At 70.0% G+C, this 20,871-nt stretch carries 23 protein-coding genes; all 23 read left to right on the top strand.

The features are described 5' to 3' along the window. The first annotated feature begins 21 nt into the window (after nucleotides 1–21). The 23 genes from ACIBSV_RS46800 (at nucleotide 22) to ACIBSV_RS46690 (ending at nucleotide 20,871) form a co-directional block, all read left to right on the top strand. The gene (locus ACIBSV_RS46800; protein ID WP_395873664.1) at nucleotides 22–249 is read left to right on the top strand and encodes a hypothetical protein; all 228 of its coding nucleotides are present in this window, start codon (nucleotides 22–24) and stop codon (nucleotides 247–249) included. A 232-nt stretch (nucleotides 250–481) separates the two neighbouring features. After that, entirely contained in the window at nucleotides 482–688 is a 207-nt protein-coding gene (locus ACIBSV_RS46795; RefSeq protein ID WP_395873663.1) for a hypothetical protein, read from the top strand. An 18-nt stretch (nucleotides 689–706) separates the two neighbouring features. Continuing rightward, nucleotides 707–1,492 carry a hypothetical protein gene (locus ACIBSV_RS46790; RefSeq protein WP_395873662.1) on the top strand — a complete coding sequence of 262 codons (786 nt, stop codon included), beginning with the start codon at nucleotides 707–709 and terminating at the stop codon, nucleotides 1,490–1,492. After that, a complete protein-coding gene (locus ACIBSV_RS46785) occupies nucleotides 1,482–3,146 on the top strand; it encodes a hypothetical protein (RefSeq protein ID WP_395873661.1) in 1,665 nt (554 codons plus the stop codon). Before ACIBSV_RS46790 ends, ACIBSV_RS46785 begins: the two co-directional genes overlap by 11 nt. Further along, entirely contained in the window at nucleotides 3,143–3,328 is a 186-nt protein-coding gene (locus ACIBSV_RS46780; protein WP_395873660.1) for a hypothetical protein, read from the top strand. Before ACIBSV_RS46785 ends, ACIBSV_RS46780 begins: the two co-directional genes overlap by 4 nt. Further along, complete coding sequence (locus ACIBSV_RS46775; RefSeq protein ID WP_395873659.1) at nucleotides 3,325–4,491, top strand: hypothetical protein; 1,167 nt, start codon at nucleotides 3,325–3,327, stop codon at nucleotides 4,489–4,491. The genes ACIBSV_RS46780 and ACIBSV_RS46775 overlap by 4 nt, the downstream gene beginning before the upstream one ends. Before the next feature lie 65 nt (nucleotides 4,492–4,556). Beyond that, nucleotides 4,557–4,994: a hypothetical protein gene (locus tag ACIBSV_RS46770; RefSeq protein ID WP_395873658.1), complete on the top strand. Its 438-nt coding sequence runs from the start codon at nucleotides 4,557–4,559 to the stop codon at nucleotides 4,992–4,994. Between the two features lie 27 nt (nucleotides 4,995–5,021). Further along, a complete protein-coding gene (locus ACIBSV_RS46765; RefSeq protein ID WP_395873657.1) occupies nucleotides 5,022–5,942 on the top strand; it encodes a hypothetical protein in 921 nt (306 codons plus the stop codon). Nucleotides 5,943–5,955: 13 nt separating this feature from the next. Then, complete coding sequence (locus ACIBSV_RS46760; RefSeq protein ID WP_395873656.1) at nucleotides 5,956–6,231, top strand: hypothetical protein; 276 nt, start codon at nucleotides 5,956–5,958, stop codon at nucleotides 6,229–6,231. 50 nt (nucleotides 6,232–6,281) lie between these two features. Beyond that, entirely contained in the window at nucleotides 6,282–6,782 is a 501-nt protein-coding gene (locus ACIBSV_RS46755; protein WP_395873655.1) for a phage protein Gp36 family protein, read from the top strand. Beyond that, on the top strand, nucleotides 6,772–7,215 hold the full coding sequence (locus ACIBSV_RS46750; protein ID WP_395873654.1) for a hypothetical protein: 444 nt from the start codon (nucleotides 6,772–6,774) through the stop codon (nucleotides 7,213–7,215). The genes ACIBSV_RS46755 and ACIBSV_RS46750 overlap by 11 nt, the downstream gene beginning before the upstream one ends. A 13-nt stretch (nucleotides 7,216–7,228) precedes the next feature. Next, nucleotides 7,229–7,621, top strand: a complete 393-nt coding sequence (locus ACIBSV_RS46745; RefSeq protein ID WP_395873653.1) for a hypothetical protein — start codon at nucleotides 7,229–7,231, stop codon at nucleotides 7,619–7,621. A 68-nt stretch (nucleotides 7,622–7,689) separates the two neighbouring features. Further along, nucleotides 7,690–7,953 carry a hypothetical protein gene (locus tag ACIBSV_RS46740; protein ID WP_395873652.1) on the top strand — a complete coding sequence of 88 codons (264 nt, stop codon included), beginning with the start codon at nucleotides 7,690–7,692 and terminating at the stop codon, nucleotides 7,951–7,953. A gap of 1 nt (nucleotide 7,954) precedes the next feature. Beyond that, complete coding sequence (locus tag ACIBSV_RS46735; protein WP_395873651.1) at nucleotides 7,955–8,542, top strand: hypothetical protein; 588 nt, start codon at nucleotides 7,955–7,957, stop codon at nucleotides 8,540–8,542. Nucleotides 8,543–8,589: 47 nt separating this feature from the next. Continuing rightward, nucleotides 8,590–8,961, top strand: coding sequence for a hypothetical protein (locus tag ACIBSV_RS46730; RefSeq protein ID WP_395873650.1), 372 nt, complete (start codon nucleotides 8,590–8,592; stop codon nucleotides 8,959–8,961). Then, complete coding sequence (locus ACIBSV_RS46725) at nucleotides 8,928–9,221, top strand: hypothetical protein (RefSeq protein WP_395873649.1); 294 nt, start codon at nucleotides 8,928–8,930, stop codon at nucleotides 9,219–9,221. The genes ACIBSV_RS46730 and ACIBSV_RS46725 overlap by 34 nt, the downstream gene beginning before the upstream one ends. A 108-nt stretch (nucleotides 9,222–9,329) precedes the next feature. Continuing rightward, nucleotides 9,330–14,618 carry a transglycosylase SLT domain-containing protein gene (locus ACIBSV_RS46720; protein WP_395873648.1) on the top strand — a complete coding sequence of 1,763 codons (5,289 nt, stop codon included), beginning with the start codon at nucleotides 9,330–9,332 and terminating at the stop codon, nucleotides 14,616–14,618. Next, nucleotides 14,618–15,490: a hypothetical protein gene (locus ACIBSV_RS46715; RefSeq protein WP_395873647.1), complete on the top strand. Its 873-nt coding sequence runs from the start codon at nucleotides 14,618–14,620 to the stop codon at nucleotides 15,488–15,490. The genes ACIBSV_RS46720 and ACIBSV_RS46715 overlap by 1 nt, the downstream gene beginning before the upstream one ends. Beyond that, on the top strand, nucleotides 15,487–16,635 hold the full coding sequence (locus tag ACIBSV_RS46710; protein ID WP_395873646.1) for a hypothetical protein: 1,149 nt from the start codon (nucleotides 15,487–15,489) through the stop codon (nucleotides 16,633–16,635). Before ACIBSV_RS46715 ends, ACIBSV_RS46710 begins: the two co-directional genes overlap by 4 nt. Beyond that, the gene (locus tag ACIBSV_RS46705; RefSeq protein WP_395873645.1) at nucleotides 16,632–17,357 is read left to right on the top strand and encodes a hypothetical protein; all 726 of its coding nucleotides are present in this window, start codon (nucleotides 16,632–16,634) and stop codon (nucleotides 17,355–17,357) included. Before ACIBSV_RS46710 ends, ACIBSV_RS46705 begins: the two co-directional genes overlap by 4 nt. A 12-nt stretch (nucleotides 17,358–17,369) precedes the next feature. Beyond that, entirely contained in the window at nucleotides 17,370–18,023 is a 654-nt protein-coding gene (locus ACIBSV_RS46700; protein WP_395873644.1) for a hypothetical protein, read from the top strand. After that, nucleotides 18,020–19,303: a hypothetical protein gene (locus tag ACIBSV_RS46695; protein WP_395873642.1), complete on the top strand. Its 1,284-nt coding sequence runs from the start codon at nucleotides 18,020–18,022 to the stop codon at nucleotides 19,301–19,303. Before ACIBSV_RS46700 ends, ACIBSV_RS46695 begins: the two co-directional genes overlap by 4 nt. 68 nt (nucleotides 19,304–19,371) lie before the next feature. After that, nucleotides 19,372–20,871, top strand: coding sequence for a GH25 family lysozyme (locus ACIBSV_RS46690; protein ID WP_395873641.1), 1,500 nt, complete (start codon nucleotides 19,372–19,374; stop codon nucleotides 20,869–20,871).

The following is a 20,871-nucleotide window of genomic DNA, read 5'->3' as shown; positions in this document are numbered from 1 at the left end:
ACTCCCGGCACAAGGAGAGGCATGGATGTGACCACCGACCCCAGCGTGTCCCCGTGGCACACATGGCAGGTGACCTTCACGGATCCGCACTCCGAGGAGGTGGTGGACGCCCTTGAGGTACGCCACAGCCCGCACGTGGTGCGCTTCCTGGGCCGCGACGGGATCACCCTTTTCTCCGCGCCCACTTCGGCAATTCGGTGCATCCGCCTGATCGACAACGTGCGGATCTGCGAGGAGTCACCCCGGTGATCGACCCCGACAAGACCCAGTCGGCTTTGGTCCATGGCTGCTCACTCCGCTGGGGCCGCAGAGCAATCACCGGGGGAACCTTCAGGCTCCCCTCGGGATATCTGCGAACTCGCACGCCCGTGTGGCTGGCAGTGAGGGTCAAGCGAGCCCCCTACTTCGTCATCCGGCTCGGCTACAGGCAGATCTTCTTCGTCGGCTCTTCGTCGGTCCGACCTACCGGAAGCGGGCTGGCATGACCGACGACGAACGTCGCACGCGTCAAAACGAACGCTCCGTCGCTTACGGCCTGCTCAACGACCTCGCGATCACCCTGAGCGCCCTGCCGAAGGCGCAGTTCCTCTGCCACGGCACGCAATCCGATTGGCGCATCGAGATACGCGTCGAGGGCGTCGGCACAGTCCATCGCCGCACCGGCGACACCGAATGGAAGCTCGACTGATCTGACCGGGGGTGAGCAATGGCCGCCCCCGCGCAGACCGAGACCGAGCAGCCGTCGCCGACCGCGACCGAGTGGGCCCTGATCGCCGCGATCCTCGGACTCCTCGTCATCGGAGCCGGGGCGGTCGCCCTCGCCCGCCAAGTCGCTCGGCTCCTGAAGGTCACGCCGCGCGCGGCAGCAATGGCCGTCGGCGTTATCGGCTACAAGCCCGGCCAGTACCGCCGAACCTACGTGCCCGCGAGCACGACACAGACCACCCGAAGCCGGGTGACAGGAGGCGACGCAGCGCCTCCAAGCGGGGAGGGTGCGACCGGGCCCGGCGGACCGGCCGCACCACCCACACCCCGACCCGGGACCACGGCGGCAGGCATCACCCGCACCGCCGAGGACTACTACCGCGCCGCATTCCTGCGGCGAAGTTCGCAGCGGATCCAGGACGCCATCGACAAGGGCGGCGATCCGCAGGTGGCCGTCGACCGCGAAAAACGGCTGTGGAAGAGCCACTTCGCCGCCTTCCAGCGCCGGGCGCTCGTCGCCAAGCAGGTCGACCTGGCCGCCGCCGAGCACGGTGACCTCCTCGGCTGGGACGCCACCATCGACGCCCGCACGAGCCCCGAGTGCGAGCGCGCCGACGGCAAGAACTTCTACGTCAACCGTCCCCCAACTATCGGGTACCCGGGGGCGGTTCACCCCCGCTGTCGATGCAAGCCCACCGCGCCGTATCCCGGCGCCGGGCTGGTCGAGGGGGCCACCGCCTCCATGGGCGGCTCCGGATTCGAGAGGAGAGCCGCAGGTGGCCGATAACTGGGTCGCAAAGGGTGGCGGTTTGCCGCCACTGATCAAGCGCACGGCCGAGCGGATCGCCGAAAAGAACCCCGGCTGGGGCAAGTCCCGGTGCATCGCCACGGCGGTCGTCGCAATCCGGCGGATGGCCACCAGCGGCGACACGAACTTCCCCGGAGCCCAGCAGGTCGGGCCCAAGGCGCGGGCTGCCGCCCAGGCTGCGCTCGCGCAGTGGGAGCGGATGAAGGCCGCGGCCGGGAAGCACCGCAAGGCGGACCTGGCCCACGTGCCCGCGCGCCGGATCGACCTTGCCGCGGGCGCCACGTGGGACGAGCACCGGCACCCGCGCAGGCCCAACGGCCAGTTCGGCCCTGGCGGCGGTGGTGGGGCGCGCATCGACTACACGCGCCGCACGCCGCGGCGAAGCTCGTCAACCTCGGGTAGCCCGGCGCCCGCGGCCGATTGGCGGGCGGGCATCACGGGCGGCGCGCGAGCCCGGTCCGCGTCGCAACCCGCCCCCACGGCCCCACCCGCACCGCGCAAGCGGGCAGCCCCGCGGACCGCGAAGACCGCGGCAACCCGCCCGGCCCCGGCGAAGCGCGCCGCACCGGCCAAGAAGGCCACGACGGCCCGCGCGCCCCGCAAGAGCGCAGCGACCCGGCCCGACCCGGCCCCGGCGGCCACGCCCCGGGAGGAGCCCCGCCCGGATCCGACACCGACCCCACCGCCGGCCCCGGTGTCCGTCGGTACGCGGTCGCCGAGCGAGATGACCGACGCCGAGATCGAGACCGAGTACGACGCACTCGTCGCCCTCGGCCGCGAGAACCGCACACCCGAGCAGAACGCGCGGCGGCGCGACCTGTACGAGGAGAGCAGCGACCGCGAGGCCGCCGCAGTCGCAGAGGCCGGGCGGGCCAGACGCGAGCGCGCACAGGCCGAGCGGTACCGCACCAACGACCGCATCCAGGCCACCAACGACGCGTTCGGCGGGCAGGTGCACGTCCACGCCGACGACCTCCCCGACGACGTCCTACGGCAACGGCTGGACGACCTCGACGCCATCTCGCCCGCATTCCGCCAGGTCCTCACCGAGCACCTGGCCGCGAATCCGGCGTCCGGCATCTGGATCGGCAACGGCGACGCCCGAGGCCTCGGCGACCTCCCCGACCGCATGGGCGCACGCGGCAACGGCCGCGCCGCGGGCCGGGCGGAAGGCGTCGTGCTCAACTCGGCCGACGGGTCCACGATCGTCGCGGTCGGCCACAACGGCTCCGGGGCGACGGTCTCCGTCGCAGCCCACGAGAGCGGGCACGGCATCGACCGGGCCCTCGGTGAACGCGCCGGGCGGCAGTACGAGTCCTCGAGCCCCGGCTGGGTTCGGGCGTCCGACGCCGCACACCTGGCGTCGTACCGGTCGGGCTACATCATGAGCACCTACTACGACCCGAACGGGCGCGCCGGCCGCGGCGAGATGTTCGCCGAGGGCTTCGCCGCGTACACCCTGGCCCGAGCGGCCGGTGGGGACGACGAGGCCGCGGCCCTGGCCATCGGGCGGGCCCTGGCGGTCACCAGCCCGATGCGGCCGAACATCCCCGCGGACCATGCCACCGGCGTCGGTCGCCCTCTCGTCGCGTACTTCGCGGACTTGGAACGGCAGTTGGGAGGCGGATCGTGACGGTCAAGCGCCTGCCCGGCGGGCGACTCCGGGTGCCGTGGACCGAGACGGTCGAGGACGGCGACACCACCTACAGCGTCGACGGCGACCGCGACATCGGCCCGGACGACGAGGACTACGCGTTCTGGGCGGCCGTCCTGGCCGGCGACGATCCACCGACCACGAGGGAGGCTCCGTCGTGACGCACACCCTGCTCACACCCTCGACCGGCGACGCGGCGGTCGAACTGTCCCGGACGTGCTGGCGGAAGCGGATCCTCCCGATCGGGGAGATCGACTACAAGGGCACGAAGATACGGTTCGACCGGGCCTATCTAACCGACCTGGCCGCCTCGTTCACGGCAGGCGCATACGACCAGGTCCCGTTCATGCTGGCCGACGCCGACAACCGGCACACGATGGACCCGGAGCGGTACCGCGGCGAGGTCCTCGACGTCGAGGTCGGTGACGACGGCCTGTACGCCACCCTCGACCTCGCGCCGGACGCGGCCGAACTCGTGCGCAAGAACCCCAAGTTGGGCGTGTCCGCGCGCCTGGTCCCGCAGACCGATCGGGCCGACGGCCGGCGACTGGGGATGGCCATGCAGCACGTCCTGGGCACGCTCGACCCCCGCGTGACCGGTCTCGGCGCGTGGACCGAAGTCGAGCTGTCCGGCCACGACCCCGACGCGCAGGTCATCGACCTCACGCACGCCAACTACACCGAGGGAGGGCCCACCGTGGCCGACTCGATCACCACCGAAACGGCGCCCGACGCCGACTCCGAGAGGGTGCCTTTCCGTACCCGGCTCCGTCGCGCGCTTGGCATGCAGGACGACACCCCGGACGACGGCGTCACCGACGAGGAGCTCGCCGAGCTCATCGCCGGGTCCGTCGGCGAGGACGACCAGGCCCCGGCCGAAGCCCCGGAGAAGCAGCTCGCGACGGCGGGCGCGGAACTGTCCAACCCGACCGAGCCGACGTCCATCGAGCTGGCCAATGCGGCCATCCTCGCGGAGACCCGCGCGGAGGTCGCCGGGATGAAGGCGACCCTGGCGGCGGAGCGGTACACGAACGAGCGCGGCGAGTACGTGCGTCGCGGCGTCCCGCCGGCCCTCGTCGAACTCGCCCGGCCGCTCATGGAGTCCGCAGACCCGGTCACCGTCGAGCTGTCCAACAGCACCGGCACCCGATCCGTCGACGCGGGGGCGATCGCCCGGCAGATGCTCGACTCCATGGCCGGCTACATCGACCTCGCCAGGGAGCGCGGCCACGCGTTCACGCCCGAGCCCACCGAGGACAGCAAGGCCGAGGAAGCCAAGGCCGACGACATGGTCGGCGCATACAAGAAGGCCTACGGCATCTGAGGTTCAGCCTCACCGACGCCCCATCACAGCGGTGGGGCGTTTCGCATGCCCGAAAGGAGAACCTCATGCCCGGAGTCGTGGCCAAGTTCGAGCACGGCCCTCTCACCTGCGCTGTCAGTGGCACTGTCACCGGCGGCCAGCTCATCGAGGCGCACACCGGATCCAAGGTCCGCACCGCGCCCGCCGGTTCCGCGAAGGTCCTCGGCGTCGCCCTGTTCGACGCCGTCGAGACCGACGCGTCGACCGGCACCACCAGCTACGGCGCCGCGTTCGTGGACGCGTCGTTCCCCGGCCCCTACGTGTCGGTCGCCACCTGCGGCGTCTTCAAGCTGACGTTCGCGGCGAACGCCGGATTCGGCGCCACCCTCAAGTCGGCCGCGTCCGGCCAGGTCACCCCGTGGGTGTCCGGGACCGACGCCGCCGACCTCATCATCGGCCGCTGCGTGGAACCCGCCGGCGCGACCTCCGCAGGCAAGGGCCTCGTCCAGCTCTACCTGGGCTGACGAGCAGGACGAGAAGGAGAACCCTAGATGCCTACCATTGGCAGCCTCGCCGACGGCACCCGGCTGACCGTCAACATGTTCACGAAAAACCCGCTGTTCGCGCAGAAGCTCATGCTGAGCATGCTCGACCAGCAGTTCATCGTGGACGAGATCCTCCGCCCGGCCGGGTCCGCCCCGTCGGGCGCGGTGGTCTACCACGAGTCCACGTCCCTGTTCGCGGAGAACGACCCGGACGTGGTCGCGGAGTTCGCGGAGATCCCGGCCACCCTCGGGAGCGAGGGCACCCCGAAGGTCGCCCGCGCGGTCCGCCGCGCCCTCTCGCTGAAGATCTCCCAGGAGATGCTCGACGAGGACAACATCGACCGCGTCAACAAGCAGATGCAGCAGATCCGGAACAGCACGATCCGCGCCTGGGAGGACACCTTCCTGAGCCTGTTCCGGACGAACAGCGCGGTGCCGACGATGGCCGCGACGACCGGCGCGTGGGCGACCGCGACGAACGTGCGCAAGGACCTGGCCGAGGCGAAGTTCCTGGTCAGGAACGCCGACGCGGACACGTCGAACGGCACGGGGCAGAACAAGTTCGGGTTCGACCCGGACACGATCATCATCTCCAACCGCATCGCGGCGGACCTGGAGCAGAACGACGACATGTGGAAGCTCGTCCTGTCGAGCCCGCTGGCGTCGGAGAACCCCGCGTACAACGGATCGCTCCCGCGCACTCTCGCGGGGCTTCGGATCGTGCGGTCGTGGCGGATGCCCGACACCGAGGCGATCATCCTGCAGTCGAAGGTCGTCGGTGGGATCGCGGACTCCCGGCCTCTGCGGGTCACCCCGATGTACGAGGACAAGCCGCGCGAGACGTGGCGGTCGGACGTCAGCCGCAAGTCGGCGATGTTCCTCGACGAGCCGAAGGCGGCGCTCCGTATCACCGGCCTGACGACCTGACGGGAGATGTGACATGGCGAACGTGAAGCTCAGGCTCCTCGCGGACTACTACCGCATGCTCACCGACGAGGGCGCGCACCGGACCTTCAACCGGGGCGACGAGTTCGAGACGGACGGCGACAACGCGGATCGGCTGATCAAGGCCGGTGCGGCGGAGAAGGCGTCCGCCCCGGACACGTCGAAGGACGGCGGCGACGGTGACGAGAAGGTCGAGGACCCGCCGCCTACCGATCCGCCGCCGACGGACCCGGCAGGCAAGCCGAAGCCGACCCCCCGCGGCGCGAAGTGATCGCGGGCCCGGACGGCACACGGGCCCGCACACACCCCGGGAGGTGACCCGTGGCCTACTCCACCGTCGAGGACGTCCGCGAGGCGCTCTCGCGCGACGGCATCGAGGACCGCACCACCGGTGCGGGCCTGTCGGACGAGCAGATCCAGGACCAGATCGTCGAAGCCGACGCCACGATCGACGTGTACGTCGGCGGCCGGTACGTCACCCCCGTCGTGCTCACCGCGCCGCAGGTCGAACCGATGCGGTCCTGGTCGCGGGCGATCGCCGCGTACCTGTCGGCGGGCATCGTCCGCAAGAACCGCAACATCCCCACGGCCGGCTACGTCCAGCGGTACGAGGCGACGATGGAACAACTCCGCACCATTCGAGACGGCAAGGGCCGCATCTCCGGCGCCCCGATCGCACCGCTCGAACCGCCCCCGGGCGACACCGACGGGGACGGGCTCGCGACGGTCACGGTGATCAACCAGTACTGCGGGACACTCCTCACCCCTGCGGACGCGGGACTGAGCTACGGCTACGGCTGCGAGTACGACGATGCCTGGTGACTTCAGCCGCCGCATCCGCGACCTGGCGGACGCGGTCGGAGACGGCAAGCTCGTGGGCCGGATCGTCGTCGACCAGGTCTACGCGGCGGTCCAGCACAACGACCTGACGTACCGGCACCCGCGCGGCGGCGGCCCGATGTATTTGAGCGGTCCGCTGATGGACAAGTACCGCGGCTACATGCGGGATCTCGCGGAATCCGTCCACCGGCCCGGCGAGTTGCCGCGGACGATGGCGGACGCCATGGAAGACATGACCGGCGAGGTCTACTCGCACGCACCGATCGAGTTCCATGACCTGCGGCGGTCGGCGGCCCCGTCCGTCGAGGACAACGGGGCGATCGTCTACAGCAGGCCGGCCGAAGTCCCGCGGCTTACGGCGGCACAGCTCCGGCAGAAGTCCCGCGCCCGATCCCAGGGCCACGTTCCCGGCTGATCAGGAGGTGAGCGTGGAGTTCCGAGCGCTCGCCGACTGGCTCCTGCTCGGCGTCGAGGCGGATTACCAGCCCGGCACCGAGGTCCCGGATGCGGTGCCGCCCTACGTGATGCTCACCGAGACGCCCGGCCCTGGGCTGGCCGTCGAGGACTCCATGGATCACACGGTCTGGCAGCTCCGGTGTGCCGGGGAGGCGGGCCAGTTCGAGGAGGAGTCCTACGCCAACTCGCAGGCGCTCGCCATGAGCCTGGACCGGCGGATCGTCACCGCACCGTGGCCGCTGGTCATCGGAACGGTGCGGGTGACCGACGCCCAGCGCCTCGGCTCCCGGCCGCGGTTCCTCCTGCGGTCCGACGACGAGACGGCGCACTTCGTGGCGACCTACCTGTTCATGCACGGCTACTGACCCACTCACTTTCGAGCGCCCGCACGGACTTCCGGCGGGCGCTTTCGCATGCCCGAGAGAGGACCGCGATGGCTGCCGACAGCAAGCCCGCACCCAAGTCCGCGGAGGCGGCGGCCACCGCATCCGAGACTCCGACCCCGTCGCCGAACGCCAAGGCGGTCACGCTCCGCACTGGCGGCGTGTTCACCAGATTCGACCCGGGCGACGGCCTCGACACCGTCACCCGCGACGGCACGAACTACACGCGCAAGAACGCGGATCGCGTGCACGAGGCCGCCGCCCGCTACGGGGTGCCGCTGACCGAGACCACCGACACCCCCGAGGAGCACTGACATGTCGCCTGTCGTCCCGAACGCCGACCGCGTCGCAGTCGGTTTCGCCGTCGTCTACGCCAAGCTCTGGGACCCGCTGAACCCTGCGGTGATGCCCGCCGACACCCTCGGCCTGTTCGAGGCGTGGGGATCCGGCTGGGTCTACACCGGCGCGACCAGTGAGGGCTGGAAGCTGGGCAACTCCAAGTCCAAGACGGACATCACGATCGAAGAGCAGTCGACCCCGGTCGACCAGGTCGTGGAGACCTCGGTCATGTCGATCATGGGCGACCTCGCCGAGGACACCCTGGAGACGATGATCTACAGCTACGGCGGCGGCACCATCACCACCGTCGCGGCCGGCGCGAGTCAGCCCGGCAAGCACACCCTGCACCTCAACAACGAGCTGGCGAAGTTCGCCGTCGGCATCGAGCTGAAGAACAGCTTCGGCCTCCCGCGCCGGTTCGTCATCCCGAAGGCGTCCGCCGGGTCCGACTCCGAGACCTCGTTCCGTCGCACGGTGAAGCGCATCTACCCGGTGACGTTCTCCTCGCTGGTCGACCCGTCGCAGATCCTCATCGACGAGATCGTCGCGCCCGCCACGTCCTGACGCGGCATCACCCACCTCCCCGGCACAGAGAGAAAGCAGGTTCAGCCATGTCCTCGTTCGATGCCACCTCAGTCGTCAAGCCCCTCCGCTGGAAGTTCGACAAGGACACCCACGGGATCGTTCCCGAGCCTTCCCAGGAGGCGGTGCAGGAGTTCTTCGAGGCTCTCCAGGCCGCCGCGCGCAAGGCCAAGGTCATCGGGGCGGACGACGTCATCACCTCTGCGCGCGACGCCGAGGAGGCGCTCGCGTCGATCGGCGACGACATCCAGGCCGCCCGCGAGATCAACGACGAACTCGAAGACGCCCTGGTCAAGCTGTGCGGTGGGAGCCCCGACCGGGAGACGCTCAAGACCGTCCCGTACCGGGTGCGCACGAAGTTCTCGCAGTGGCTGATGAAGGAGTTGCGCCCGGAAGCCTGACCCGCCGCTGGGATGAAGTCCCAGAAGGCCGGCGGGTCATCCTCTATCTCGCCCAGCGCAGGCTCGGGTTGTCTCCCGGAGAGTGGGACGCCCTGAGCTGGGACCGGCAGCGCTGCTACCTCGAGGGCATGGAGGCCGAGGGCCTCATCAAGCTCCCGCCTCGCGAGGACGTTGCCGAGGGCGGGTTCGCTGCCCTTGCCGGGGACATCTCCTCGCTCGGCGGCTACCAGGTCCGCACCAAGGTCGCCGCCGCCCCCTGATCTCCCTGTGCCGGGGAGGACGGTGCGGCACGCCACTACTCCGGCGTGCCGCACCACCCCACAACCCCACACCGGCCCTGGGCCGCCTACCCCCGAAGGCGGTGAGCCGTGGCCGACTTCGACGCCGGCAGCATCGAGGGGACCATCGTCCTCGACCGCACTCCCTGGGTTCAGGGCATGCGGCAGACCGCCCGCGACGCCGACGACTTCGAGCGCCGCCGGATCACCGGCCGCGTCGACGCCGACATCCGCCCCGCACGGCGGCAGATCGACCTCCTCGACGGCATGCTCACCGCCCTCGACCGTCGCCGCACGACCACGCATGTCGACGTCGACACCGCAGGCTCGTCGGCCGCCCTCGCCGGCCTCGACACCCTCCTCGACCGCATCGACGGCCGCCGCGTCACCACGACGGTCGACCTCGACATCCTGGCCGCGCAGGCGCAAGCCAACGCGCTGGACACGCTGCTCGGCACCCTCGACGGCCGCCGCGTCGACGTCGGCATCGACCTCGACACCGCCGCGGCGTCCGCCTCCCTGGCTGCGCTGACCACCCGGCTCGACGCATTCGCCGCGAACCGGCCCACGATCACCGTCGACGTCGACGCCACCACGGCAAATGCCCAGCTCACCCAGATCGCCGCGGCCGCGCAGGCGCTGTCCGGGCTGCGGCCTTCGATCACGGTCGACGTCGACACGACCTGGGGCTATCTGGAGCTGGACACGATCCGCATGTCGGTCGTGCACCTCGACGGCCGCCACGTCAACATCACCGTGGACGTCGACGCCGGGGCGGCGATCGCACGTCTGGCCCAGGTCGAGGCTCTCCTCGCGCAGATCAGTGCACTGAACCCGACGATCCAGATCGACGTCGACTCGGCCGGCGCCCTGGGGCAGCTCGGCGCGGTGGACGCCGCCGTGCGGACGCTCACCGCGCACGACCCGACGATCAACGTGGACCTCGACGCCGGGGCGGCCATCGCCCAGCTCGTCGCACTACGAACCGCCGCGGCGGGGGCGGGTACCTCGTCGGCGGGCGCCGCAGGCGGAGTGTCCATGCTGGCCGTGGCCATCGGCGGCCTGGTCGCGGTCGCGGCGTCGCTGCTTCCCGCGCTCGGTGCGATCGCCCCTGCCCTGGGTGGGATCGCTGCCATCGCGGGCGTGGCGATCCTTGCGTTCAAGGGCGTCGGCGGGGCCTTGTCGGCATACAAGGCCGCGCAGGAAGACGCAGGCAAGTCTGGTGCCGCCCTCGCGTCGACCGAGTTGTCGAACGAGCGGGCAATTCGAGGCGCTCAGCAGGGTATTGCGGACGCCCGACGGGCCGCGGCCGATGCCGCAGTCGCAGCGAACCGGCAGGTCGAGGGCGCACAGCGCCAGTACGCCGCTGCGGTCCGGGACGAGGAAGCAGCACAGGTTGGTGTTGCCGAGGCCCGTCGCGAGGCCCTCGCGCAGCTCCAAGCGCTCGACAAGCAGGTCAGCCGGGCGTCGCTCTCCCAGGAGAGCGCGGCACTCCGGGTGCGCGAAGCCGAGGAAGCCCTGGAGAAGATCCGCCTCGACTCCAAGGCCAGCGACCTGCAGAAGGAACGCGCGGACCTTACGCGCCGTCAGGCGATCGCCGACCTGGAGGACCAGAAGACCCGCACGAAGGAACTGGCCGACCAGCAGGCCGCCGCCGCCAAGCTCGGCACCACCCGCGCCGTCGAAGCGTCGAAGGTCGTCGTCGACGCGAAGGCGCGCGAGGCCGCAGCGGCCGAGAAGGTCGTCGACGCGCAGAGGGCCCTGTCGGTGGCGCAGGAGAACTCTGCCCGCACGCAGGAGCGCGGGATCGAGCAGGTCTCCCGCGCGGTGCAGTCCCTCGCGGACACGCAGGCACAGCAGGCCGCGGCGGCTGCGGCTCAGGCGGACCAGGGCAAGAGCGCGGCGGACAAGTACGCCGAAGCCCTCGGGAAGTTGTCGCCGGCCGGGCGGGCGCTGGTCGAGCAGCTCATCGCGATGAAGCCGCTGCTGGACGACCTGGGCAAGGCCGCGCAGTCGACGATGCTGCCCGGAATTACCGCGATCCTGGGCCAGATCACCGCCATGGGTCCGGCGATCACCACGGTCGTCGGCCAGTTCGGCACCGCCCTGGGCGGGTTCGCGACGTCGTTCGCCGACCTGATGGGCACCGACCGGTTCCAGGCCCAATTCAAGACGATCATGGACCTGTCGGCGGGGTTCACCAACCAGGTCCTGCAGTCGATCATTCCGCTGACCGATGCCTTCGGCGCCTTCGGTGCGGCCAGCGGCCCCACGGTCAAGGCCCTCGCCGACGGGTTCTCGGGTCTGCTCGGCCTCGGCCTGCCCCAGTTCTTCCAGGCGCTCACGCCCGGAATCGGGGGCGCCGGCCAAGTCCTGGCCGGGTTGTTCGACGTGATCAACGGCCTACTGCCGATCTTCGGTCAGCTCGCGTCGATGCTGGCCACGAGCCTGGGCCCGGTCATGACGGCCCTCGCCCCCGTGATCGTCCAGGTCGCGCAGGCGTTCGTGTCCGCCCTCGGCCCGGTCCTCGCCGCGGTCGGACCGCTGCTGACCCAACTGACGTCCGCGTTCGGCCAGGTCGCGGTCGCCGCGGCCCCGGTGCTGATGCAACTGGGACAGCTGTTCGGCCAGTTGCTGACGGCGCTCCTGCCCCTGATCCCCCCGATCACCGAGCTGGCGATGGTCTTCGTCAACGCCCTGGGGCCGATCATCGCCCAGCTCGGCCCGCCGCTGGTCTTGATCGTCCAGGCGTTCGTCAAGCTCGCGGGCGCCCTGGTCAGCGCCCTGGTGCCGGTGGTGAACGCGCTGCTCGCGGCACTCGGCCCGATCATCCCGATCATCGTCGATCTCGTCACGCAGCTCGTGAACATGCTGGTCGTGGCGATCATGCCGCTGGTCCCGCAACTGTCGCAGCTCGCGGTGATGCTGATCGAGGCCCTGGGTCCGCCGATCCTCAAGGTCGTCCAGGCCCTGGTGCCGGTGATCCTGATGCTCGCGCAGGCGTTCGTCGACCTGCTGCCGGTCGTGATCCCCCTCGTGACCCTGCTCATCGAGCGGGCGATGCCGATGTTCATCGCGATCGTCGACATCTTCGTCGCCTTGATGCCCGCGATCATGGACCTGATCCCGCCGCTCGTCGATCTCCTGCTGGCGATCATGCCGCTGATCGAATTCGGGCTGCAGCTCGCGATCATGTACGAGACGGCAAAGGCCGCACTGATCACGTGGGTCGCGATCGAGCTGATCATCCCGCTGATCAACGGCCTGGTCGCGGCAGTCGTGTGGCTGGCGAACGTCCTCGGCGAGTTGGCCGAGGACACGAAGTACGCCATCGACGTGATCGTCGGAGTCTTCCAGTGGCTGTACGACGTCCTGTTGGGTCACAGCATCATCCCGGACATCGTCAACGGCTTGATCGGTTGGTTCACGACCGCCTGGGACAACACAAAGCGGATCTTCCAGGGAATCCAGGACTTCATTGTCGGGGTCTTCAATACGGTCTACGACAAAGCCGTCGCATTCGGCACGGACATCAAGGAATCCCTTCGGTCCACCGTCGACGGAATCAGGTCGATTTGGGACGGCGTTTCCAAGGCCTTCGGGTCGCCCGTGAAATTCGTCCTGGAAACGGTCTGGAACAACGGCCTCTTGAAGGCCTGGAATTTCATCAACGACCTGTGGGGCGGCAAGGACATCGCGCCCGTGGAAACGGGAAGCATTCCGGCCTACGCCACGGGTGGTCCGATCTCGGGCCCGGGGACGGCGACTTCGGACTCGATCCTGGCGCGTCTGTCCAACGGCGAGTTCGTGCAGCCCGTCACGGCGGTGCAGCACTACGGGCCTGCCGTCATGGAGGGCCTGCGCACCCGCAGCATCCCGCGCGAGGCCCTCACCGCGTATGCCACGGGCGGGCCCGTTTCGGTCTCCCGGGGTGGCGTCAAGGACGGCCTTCCCGCGTACTCGTGGGGCGGGATCGTCGACGTCATCAAGGACCCGATCGGCTCGGCGAAGGGCGCCTGGAACTCCGCGTGGGAATGGGGCAAGGACCGCGTCCACGACGGAATCGCCTATGCGCGTGGCCGGATGGCGGACGGCTGGGACAAGACCGTCGGCAAGTGGCTCGCCATGGCGGGGAATTGGGCTGCGGGGAACGTGCAGAGTCCGATGCTCGCCGACATGGTCCGCGGCGTCCCGAAGGAAGTCGCGGCCGGGATCTCCGCGTTCATCCGCGGCGTCGACGCGCAGGATGCCCGGGAAAACGGTAGCGGCGGGGCGAAGGTCGCGGGCGCCTTGGCGTGGGCCCAAACGCAGGCCGGGAAGCCCTACCAGTGGGGCGGCTCCGGCAACCCGTCGTGGGACTGCTCGGGCTTCATGGCGGCGATCGAGGAGGTCATTCTCGGCCGCGCGCCCAGGCGGAAGTGGACGACGTTCGACTTCGACGGCAGCCGCGCGCCAGCGGGGTGGAAGCAGAACCTCCAGGCCCCGTTCATGATCGGCATCACCAACAACGGCGTCGGCCATACTGCGGGCACTCTCGGCGGCGTCAACGTCGAGTCCCGGGGCGGTGACGGCGTCATCGTCGGGCCGCGCGCCAGAGGCTGGAACGACCCCATGTTCGGGATGCACTACGGCCTCGTCGCGTCCGCCGGTGGCGGTGGCGGTGGGGCGATGCCGTCGGGGCAGCTCGCAGACTGGATCAACGCAGCACTCTCGGCGACGGGTACGCCGCCGCCGGGGTCGCTGGACCAGTGGCGGTCGGGCATGGCCACGCTGGTCGGTCGCGAGAGCGGCGGCAACCCGATGGCGATGAACACCACCGACAGCAACGCGATTCGGGGCAACGCTTCGAGGGGCCTTGCCCAGGTCATTCCCACGACCTTCGCGGCCTTCCGGCAACCCGGCCTGTCGGCGGACATCTTCGATCCGATCTCGAACCTGGCAGCCTCGATCAACTACATCAAGAGCCGCTACGGCAACATCTCGGCGGTCCAGCAGGCCAACCCCGCGCTCAGCCCCAAGGGCTACGCGCTGGGCGGTCTCGCGGGTGCCGGCGAGTTGGCGATGGTGGGCGAACGCGGGCCGGAGTTGGTCGGGTTCGGGTCGATGGCGCGAGTCCTCGACAGCCTGTCCAGCGGCAACGTCGTGGCCCAGGTTGCCGAAGTGCTCGGCGCGATGGCGGCGATGGCACGGGCCACGTCGGGCGCGTCCCTGCCCCAGCAGAGCGCCCCGGTGACTCCCGGGCCGCAGGTCATCCAGGTGCGTCTCGGCGGCGAGCCGGTCGTGGTGCGCATCGGTGAGCGGGAGTTCGAGGGCTACCTCGAGGACAAGGTCGTCGAGGTCGTCTTGGCCGATGTCGAGGCTGCGGGGAGGAGTCGCTGATGGTCATCGTCACCACGGCGGGCCCGGCCCCGGCGCCGGTGCTCTCGTCCACGTCGATCGACGGTTTGATCAAGGTCACCGCCGATGCGACGTGGGCGGGGGCGCTGGTCGAGGTCGACTACCGGACGCTGATGCCCGGGGCCTACGCGGCGCCGTTTCGGGCGGACGTCTACCGGCAGACGAGCGTCGGCACCGAACTCGTCCGCAGCGGGAACCCGGTCGTCGGCTACGGCGGCCGGGCTTGGGCTTACGACCACGAGGCTCCACTCGGCTTGCCCGCGCTGTATTGGGCGGTGCCGCGGATGGCGGACGGGTCGTCGGGTCCGGCGTCGGGCGGTGCGGCGATCGTGAGCACCGGGCCTGTCGGTGGCATGGACGACCCGGGGCTGTGGATCAAATGCCTCGGGCGCCCTGAGCTGTCGGTCCAGGTCAGGGCGACGGACTGGTCGGCCGGCACCTACAAGGGCCGCACGAGTTCGGCCGACATCCTGTCCGCCCGCAATACCGCATCCACCTGGAGCACTCGGGGCGGTCACGAGACGCAGATGACGGTCCTCACCACTTCGAGGGCCGAGCAGGACGCGCTGCAGGCCGTGCTGGATCAGGGCCCGGTCCTGGTCCAGGGCCTGGCCGCGCACAACAGGGACGACGGCTACTACCTGCCGACCGACTTGCCCTGGAAGCGGGTGGGTCGCACCGTCCACATGTACAGGGAGTGGACGATCGGCCTGCTCGAGCAGGACCGGCCGGGCACTGCGGATCAGCCGCTCGTCGTCCCGGGGCGGTCGCTCGCGCGCAGGCAGGCGATGTATCCGACGTTCGCGGACGTCGCGTTCTCCGGGCGCCCGTTCAGCGACGGGCTACTGCCGTGATCGGCTCCGGTCCGGAACTCGCGGTTGCCCTGTCGTCGGCGATGCGGGTCGACGTCGTGGTGGAGTGGTCGCCCGACTGGACCACTTGGTATCCGCTGCGGGCCCTGTCGGGGACGACGACGCAGGACCGAACGCAGTCCTCGCGGTGGCGGCTCTCGGGGGATTTCGTGGCGGATACGCCGGTCGGCCTGGACGGGATCCACGCCCTGGGCTGCCGGTTGCGGTCGTGGCTGGAGGTGGCGTCGCTGCGGCGGTCGCCGGTCCGCATTCCCTACGGGGCGTACTACGTCACCAAGGCCACGCCGGGACGCGAGTCGATCAGCGTTGAGGGGCTTTCGTACGAGTCCAAGGTGGTGGCCTCGAAGTTCGCCAAGCCTCGCACCGTGCCGGACAAGGCCGGGTGGTCGCGCCAGGTCCAGCTCGAACGGCTGGTCACCGAGGCCGTGCCGGACGCCCGGTTCCGCTGGGAGACGCCCGGTGGGGCGATGTGCCCGCAGGCCACGGTCGACGAGGACCGGTGGCAACTCGTCGACGGCACGAGCGACAAGGTCTCGCTGCTGGACGGGCTCGGGGCCGCCCTGCACTGCGACTCGGTCGGCCTGTTCGTCGTGGCCGAGGTCCCGGCGATTTCCGCCGATGCGGTGGTCTGGTCGTTCCACCAGTGGGACGTTGTCGCGACCGCGCGCACGCTCTCTGCCGCCGACGTCCGGAACTTGATCGTGGCGGTCGGCAATCCGCAGGGGACGGGAGGGGCGTCCGCGGCGACGATCGGCCCGGTGTACGTGTACGACCGGGAGCCGACGTCGCTGACCTACGCGGGCCCGGACCCGGTGAACCGCCCCGAACTCGCAGGCCGCTTCGGGGTGATTCCGGAGCGGATCTCCTCGCCGCTGCTGGACACCGAAGTCGCCGCGATCGCCGCGGCCGAGGTGCGACTACGCAACTCCCTCGGCATCCCGACCTCGCTGGAGTTCGACGCGAAGCTGCAGCCCGGCATCGAGGCGGGTGACGTGGTGTCGGTCGACGTCGACGGCCGCCCCGAGCTGCACCTGATCGACCGGATCGCGTGGAAGTGGGGCTCGCCGACAATGAACGCGAACACGAGGGTCCAGTCCATCTCCAGCCGCTACGGGCTGGTCCGGTGACGGCGGCAGGCCTGCCCGGTGCGCTGGCCGGCCTGGCCCGAACACCGGCGCCGCCGAGCGCGCAGGAGGTCACGGTCACCGCGCTGCGGATCGACGGCCGGATCAACGGGGTCGATTCGTGGGGCGGGCACGTCATCGGGATCCCGGCCCTGGACACGTACCAGGATCGGGCGGTCGGGGATCGGGTCCTGGTCGCCGATGTGAGCGGCGCCCCGCACGTGATCGGCCGGATCGGACCGGACCCGGTCTATGCGGGGCCGGCCGTCCAGCCGGTCGAGGGCGCGTCATTTCTTTCGTCGGGTGATCGCACGGGTGGCGAGGACGTGACGCGCCAGGGCGCCCCCGACAGGGACGGCGCCCCGCTGCAGGCCGCCTATTTCTACGGCACCGCGCTGTCGACGGCTGCCGCGGGGGCTTCGACGGTGCGGGTGTGGATCGCGCGGGACCCGATCTTGCACGGGTCGTTCGGGCCGCAAGTCGCGCGTCTGTTCTTGCACGCCGCAACAACCCCGCCGGCCACCGGGTTCACCGAACTCGGGGCGTATGCGCCGCTCCTCGTCCCGCTGGAGGTGGGCGAGGTGCGCGTGGTGCAGATCCCGGAGGCGTGGCGGGCGGCCCTGGCCGCGGGGACCGCGCGCGGCTTCGGCTCGGGCGACGCATCCGGCCTGCGCGTCTCGTACATCCGCCTCGTCGATCCGTCCGGCGGCTACACCACGACTTAGAGAGGGGGCGCGGTGGACCTCACGACCTACGCGCAACTGCCCGTGCCCGAAGATGACGAGGCCGACCTCGTCCCCTATTGGCTGAGCCTGCTGGGCGAGAAGTTGGACACGAGCACCGTCCTGCAGGCGACGAGCGCCTACGACCGGGATGTTCGGTACGGCGCCGGCCCTCGAGGGCTGCTCGTGGTGTGCAACACGGGGTCGACGGTCAACGCGGTGTGGATCAAGACCGGTGGCGTCGGTGACCCGACGTGGGCGGTGATCTGGGAGCCGATGCCGAGCGCTCAGGCGTGGTTTCCTCCGGCCTCGATCAGCGCCGGATGGCGTGACCTGCACACGACCGAGCCCGGGGTCTCGCCGTTCTGTTTTCAGTGGTCGAAGGCCACCGACACGGTGCTGATCAGGGGCGCTCTATGGAAGGACGACCCCTGGACCCACGGAGAGATCGTTGCCTACGTGCCGACGGACATGATCCCGGTGTACGCGTCCGGCTGGTCCGGCAGCACCTTCGCTTCCCGCGCGGCGGTGGCGTCGGGTGAGATCCGGGACGCGACCGGCGAGATGCGCCTGTGGGTGTGGGCGATCGACCAGGACGAGCCGGACGTGACGCCCAACGGGGCCGTCTGGTTCGACAGCGTCTCGTACCGCAAGGGGGACCTGACGTGACCCGGTACCTGTACGAGGGCGGGGCGGTCGTCTCCCAGGCTGGTGTGCCTCTGGTGTCCGCGTCGGCGACGGTGTACAGCCTGCGCACGGGCGGGTCGATCGTCACCGACATCCTGTCCACGGGCGGCACTCCGCTCGCGGGCGTGGTCACCACCGACGCCTACGGGCAGGTGTTGTTCCAGGGCCCGGACTCCACTGCCACGACCTACTGGCTCCAGTTCGCGTCCGGCCCGCGCTGGCCTGTCTCGGTGGCCACGGCTCCGGGTGACGAGGACGCCGCGGCGTCAGTCAAGACCACGGCGACACCGAAGGCTGCAATCCACTACGGCAACCTCGAGACCCAGGCTGTCGCCACGTCGCTGGACTCGATCGTCGTCCCCAAGTACGCGTCCTCGGCGGCCCGCGATACGGCGAACCCGACACCGACCGTCGGTGACCTGCACACTCGCTCGGACAAGCGCGGCAACCTGTTCGTGCGCGACACGACGGGTACGGCCCGGTGGCGTGACGCGGGCACGGTGATCGTCGCCGACACGTCCGACCGGACCGCACAGTTCCCGGCGCCGCAGAACGGCGATGCCTGCTACCAGGTCGACATCGCCGCGCAGGTCCGCTACCACTCGCCGTCATCGTCATGGGTCGTCACCACGGGGCCGCGGGCGGGCCTGAAGGTCGCTTCGGCCGCAGCGTTGGCGACGGCGAACCCGACGCCTGCGGACGGGGATCGCGCGTACCGCACGGACATCCACGCCGACGTCGTCTACAACTCCGCGCGCAGCAAGTACGACCCATATCGAACGCTCATCGAGGAGAAGGTGATCTCCTCCTCGGTGGCCAGCGTGTCATTCGCGTCGATCCCGCAGGACTTCCGGCATCTGTCACTGGAGATCGTGACGCTGACCAGCGTCTCCGCGGGCAGCGACTTCATCCTGGTGACGCTCAACTCGGACACTGGCACGAACTATTCGACGCTCGTGATGTACGCCTACAGCAGCCCGGGAACGTTCGCGAAGGCCGGGTCGAACGCCGAGCCCTACGTGGTGATCGCGCCGGTCGGCACGGGCCAGGCGTCGGCGGTGTGCAAGGTCCTGGACTATGCCTCGACCTCGTCCTGGAAGGGCTGCCACGCGCAGGGCGTGCACTCGTCGGGGACGACGACGACGCACGGCATGTCGACGACGTCCGGCATGTGGAAATCAACGTCTGCAGTCACGTCCTTGCAGGTCAAGGCCCTGGGGAATATGACGGCTGGCCGGCTCCTGCTGTACGGCGAACGGTGAACCCACCCGTCCCATTTACGCCCCGAGCCGGTCCGGCCGGGGCTTTCTCTATGCCCTGAGGAGGGCGCATGGCTCTCGCGAAGGGCTACGACGTCAGCGACTATCAGTCGTCGATACCGCAGGACGCCACGTTCGTGATCATCAAGGCGTCCGAGGGTGCCAAGACCCGACAGTCCGGCTACAAGGCCAAGCTCGCGACCGCGCGAAGCCGCGGCCTGGTGGTCGGCCACTACCACTTCTTGCACGCCGAGCAGGATGTCGCTGGCGAGATCGCGAACTTTGTCGCGGCGGTCGGCGACGTTCCGGTCGCCGAGCTGCTGGTGTTGGACTTCGAGCCGTACAACCAGGGCGTGTCGGCGTCGCGTGCGACCACGGTCAAGAACGCCTGGCTCGCTGCGGTGAAGAAGCGATTCCCGAACCACAAGGTCGGGATCTACACGAACACCGACTGGTGGCACCAGACCGACGACAACGCCGGCGACTTCCTGTGGATCGCGGACTACGCGAAGCCTGCCGGGTCGCCGGGGATCCAGGCCGCATGGCGCATCCACCAGTACACCGACAAGCCGCTCGACACCAACGTCTACAACGGGTCGATCGCGGACATGCGCGCGTGGGTCGGTAGCGCGACCGCTCCGAAGCCGACTGCCCCGTCAGGCGGTTCGGCCTGGTCGGGCCTCAAGCTGGTGCCCCGCTCGGAGTGGGGTGCCCGCGCGTACCTCACCCCTGGCGGCGCGACCAAGTACTCCGCTGCCCGCCGCGGTGTGAAGGTCCACTACCTCGGGACCCCGTACTCGTTCGGCGACCACGACGGCTGCGCGGCCTACGTCCGCCGGCTGCAGGCGTCGCACATGGACGGCAACGGCTGGAGCGACATCGGCTACAGCTTCATCGTGTGCGAGCACGGCTACGTGCACGAGGGCCGCGGCCTGGCCCGCCGGAACTCGGCGAACGGGACCACCACCCTCAACGAGCAGCACTACGCGGTGTGCGCCCTGCTCGGCTCGTCCGGCTCGACCACCCCGACGCCCGAGCAACTGCACGGGCTGCGTGACGCGATCGAGTACTGCCAGGCCCGCGGCCCGGCCGGCGGCGAGATCCGCGGTCACCGTGACGGCTACAGCACCGACTGCCCCGGGGGCCCGCTGTACGCGTGGGTCCAGGCCGGGGCCCCACGACCCAACGCTGGTTCTGTACAAGGAGATGAGTTCGATATGGCCAACGTCGACGAAGTCGTGGCCAAGGTCACGGACGCGGTCGAGCAGCGTCTGCTGCGGACGCCGATGCTCGACACGACCTTCCCTCTCGGCGAGGAGCCCAAGTACGCGCCGATGGGCCGAGAGGGCACCCGCGGTGCGATCCTGGCCCAGCTCGCGGCCGAGGCGGCTCGGGATGGCGTGGCCGCGCTGGCTGAGGAGTTCAAGGCGTTCGTCGAGCAAGGCCCGAAGCCCACTCCGGTGACGATCGACGCCCCTGCCCTGGTAGCGGCGATGAAGGCCGACCCCGAGTTCATGCAGCTCCTGGCGAAGGCCAACGCCGACGAGACGCACAAGCGGATGGAGTCCTGA

Origin of the sequence: Embleya sp. NPDC050154 (assembly GCF_044460165.1) — a bacterium.
Taxonomy (GTDB): domain Bacteria; phylum Actinomycetota; class Actinomycetes; order Streptomycetales; family Streptomycetaceae; genus Embleya.
This window is presented reverse-complemented; position numbering and strand designations above follow the sequence as displayed.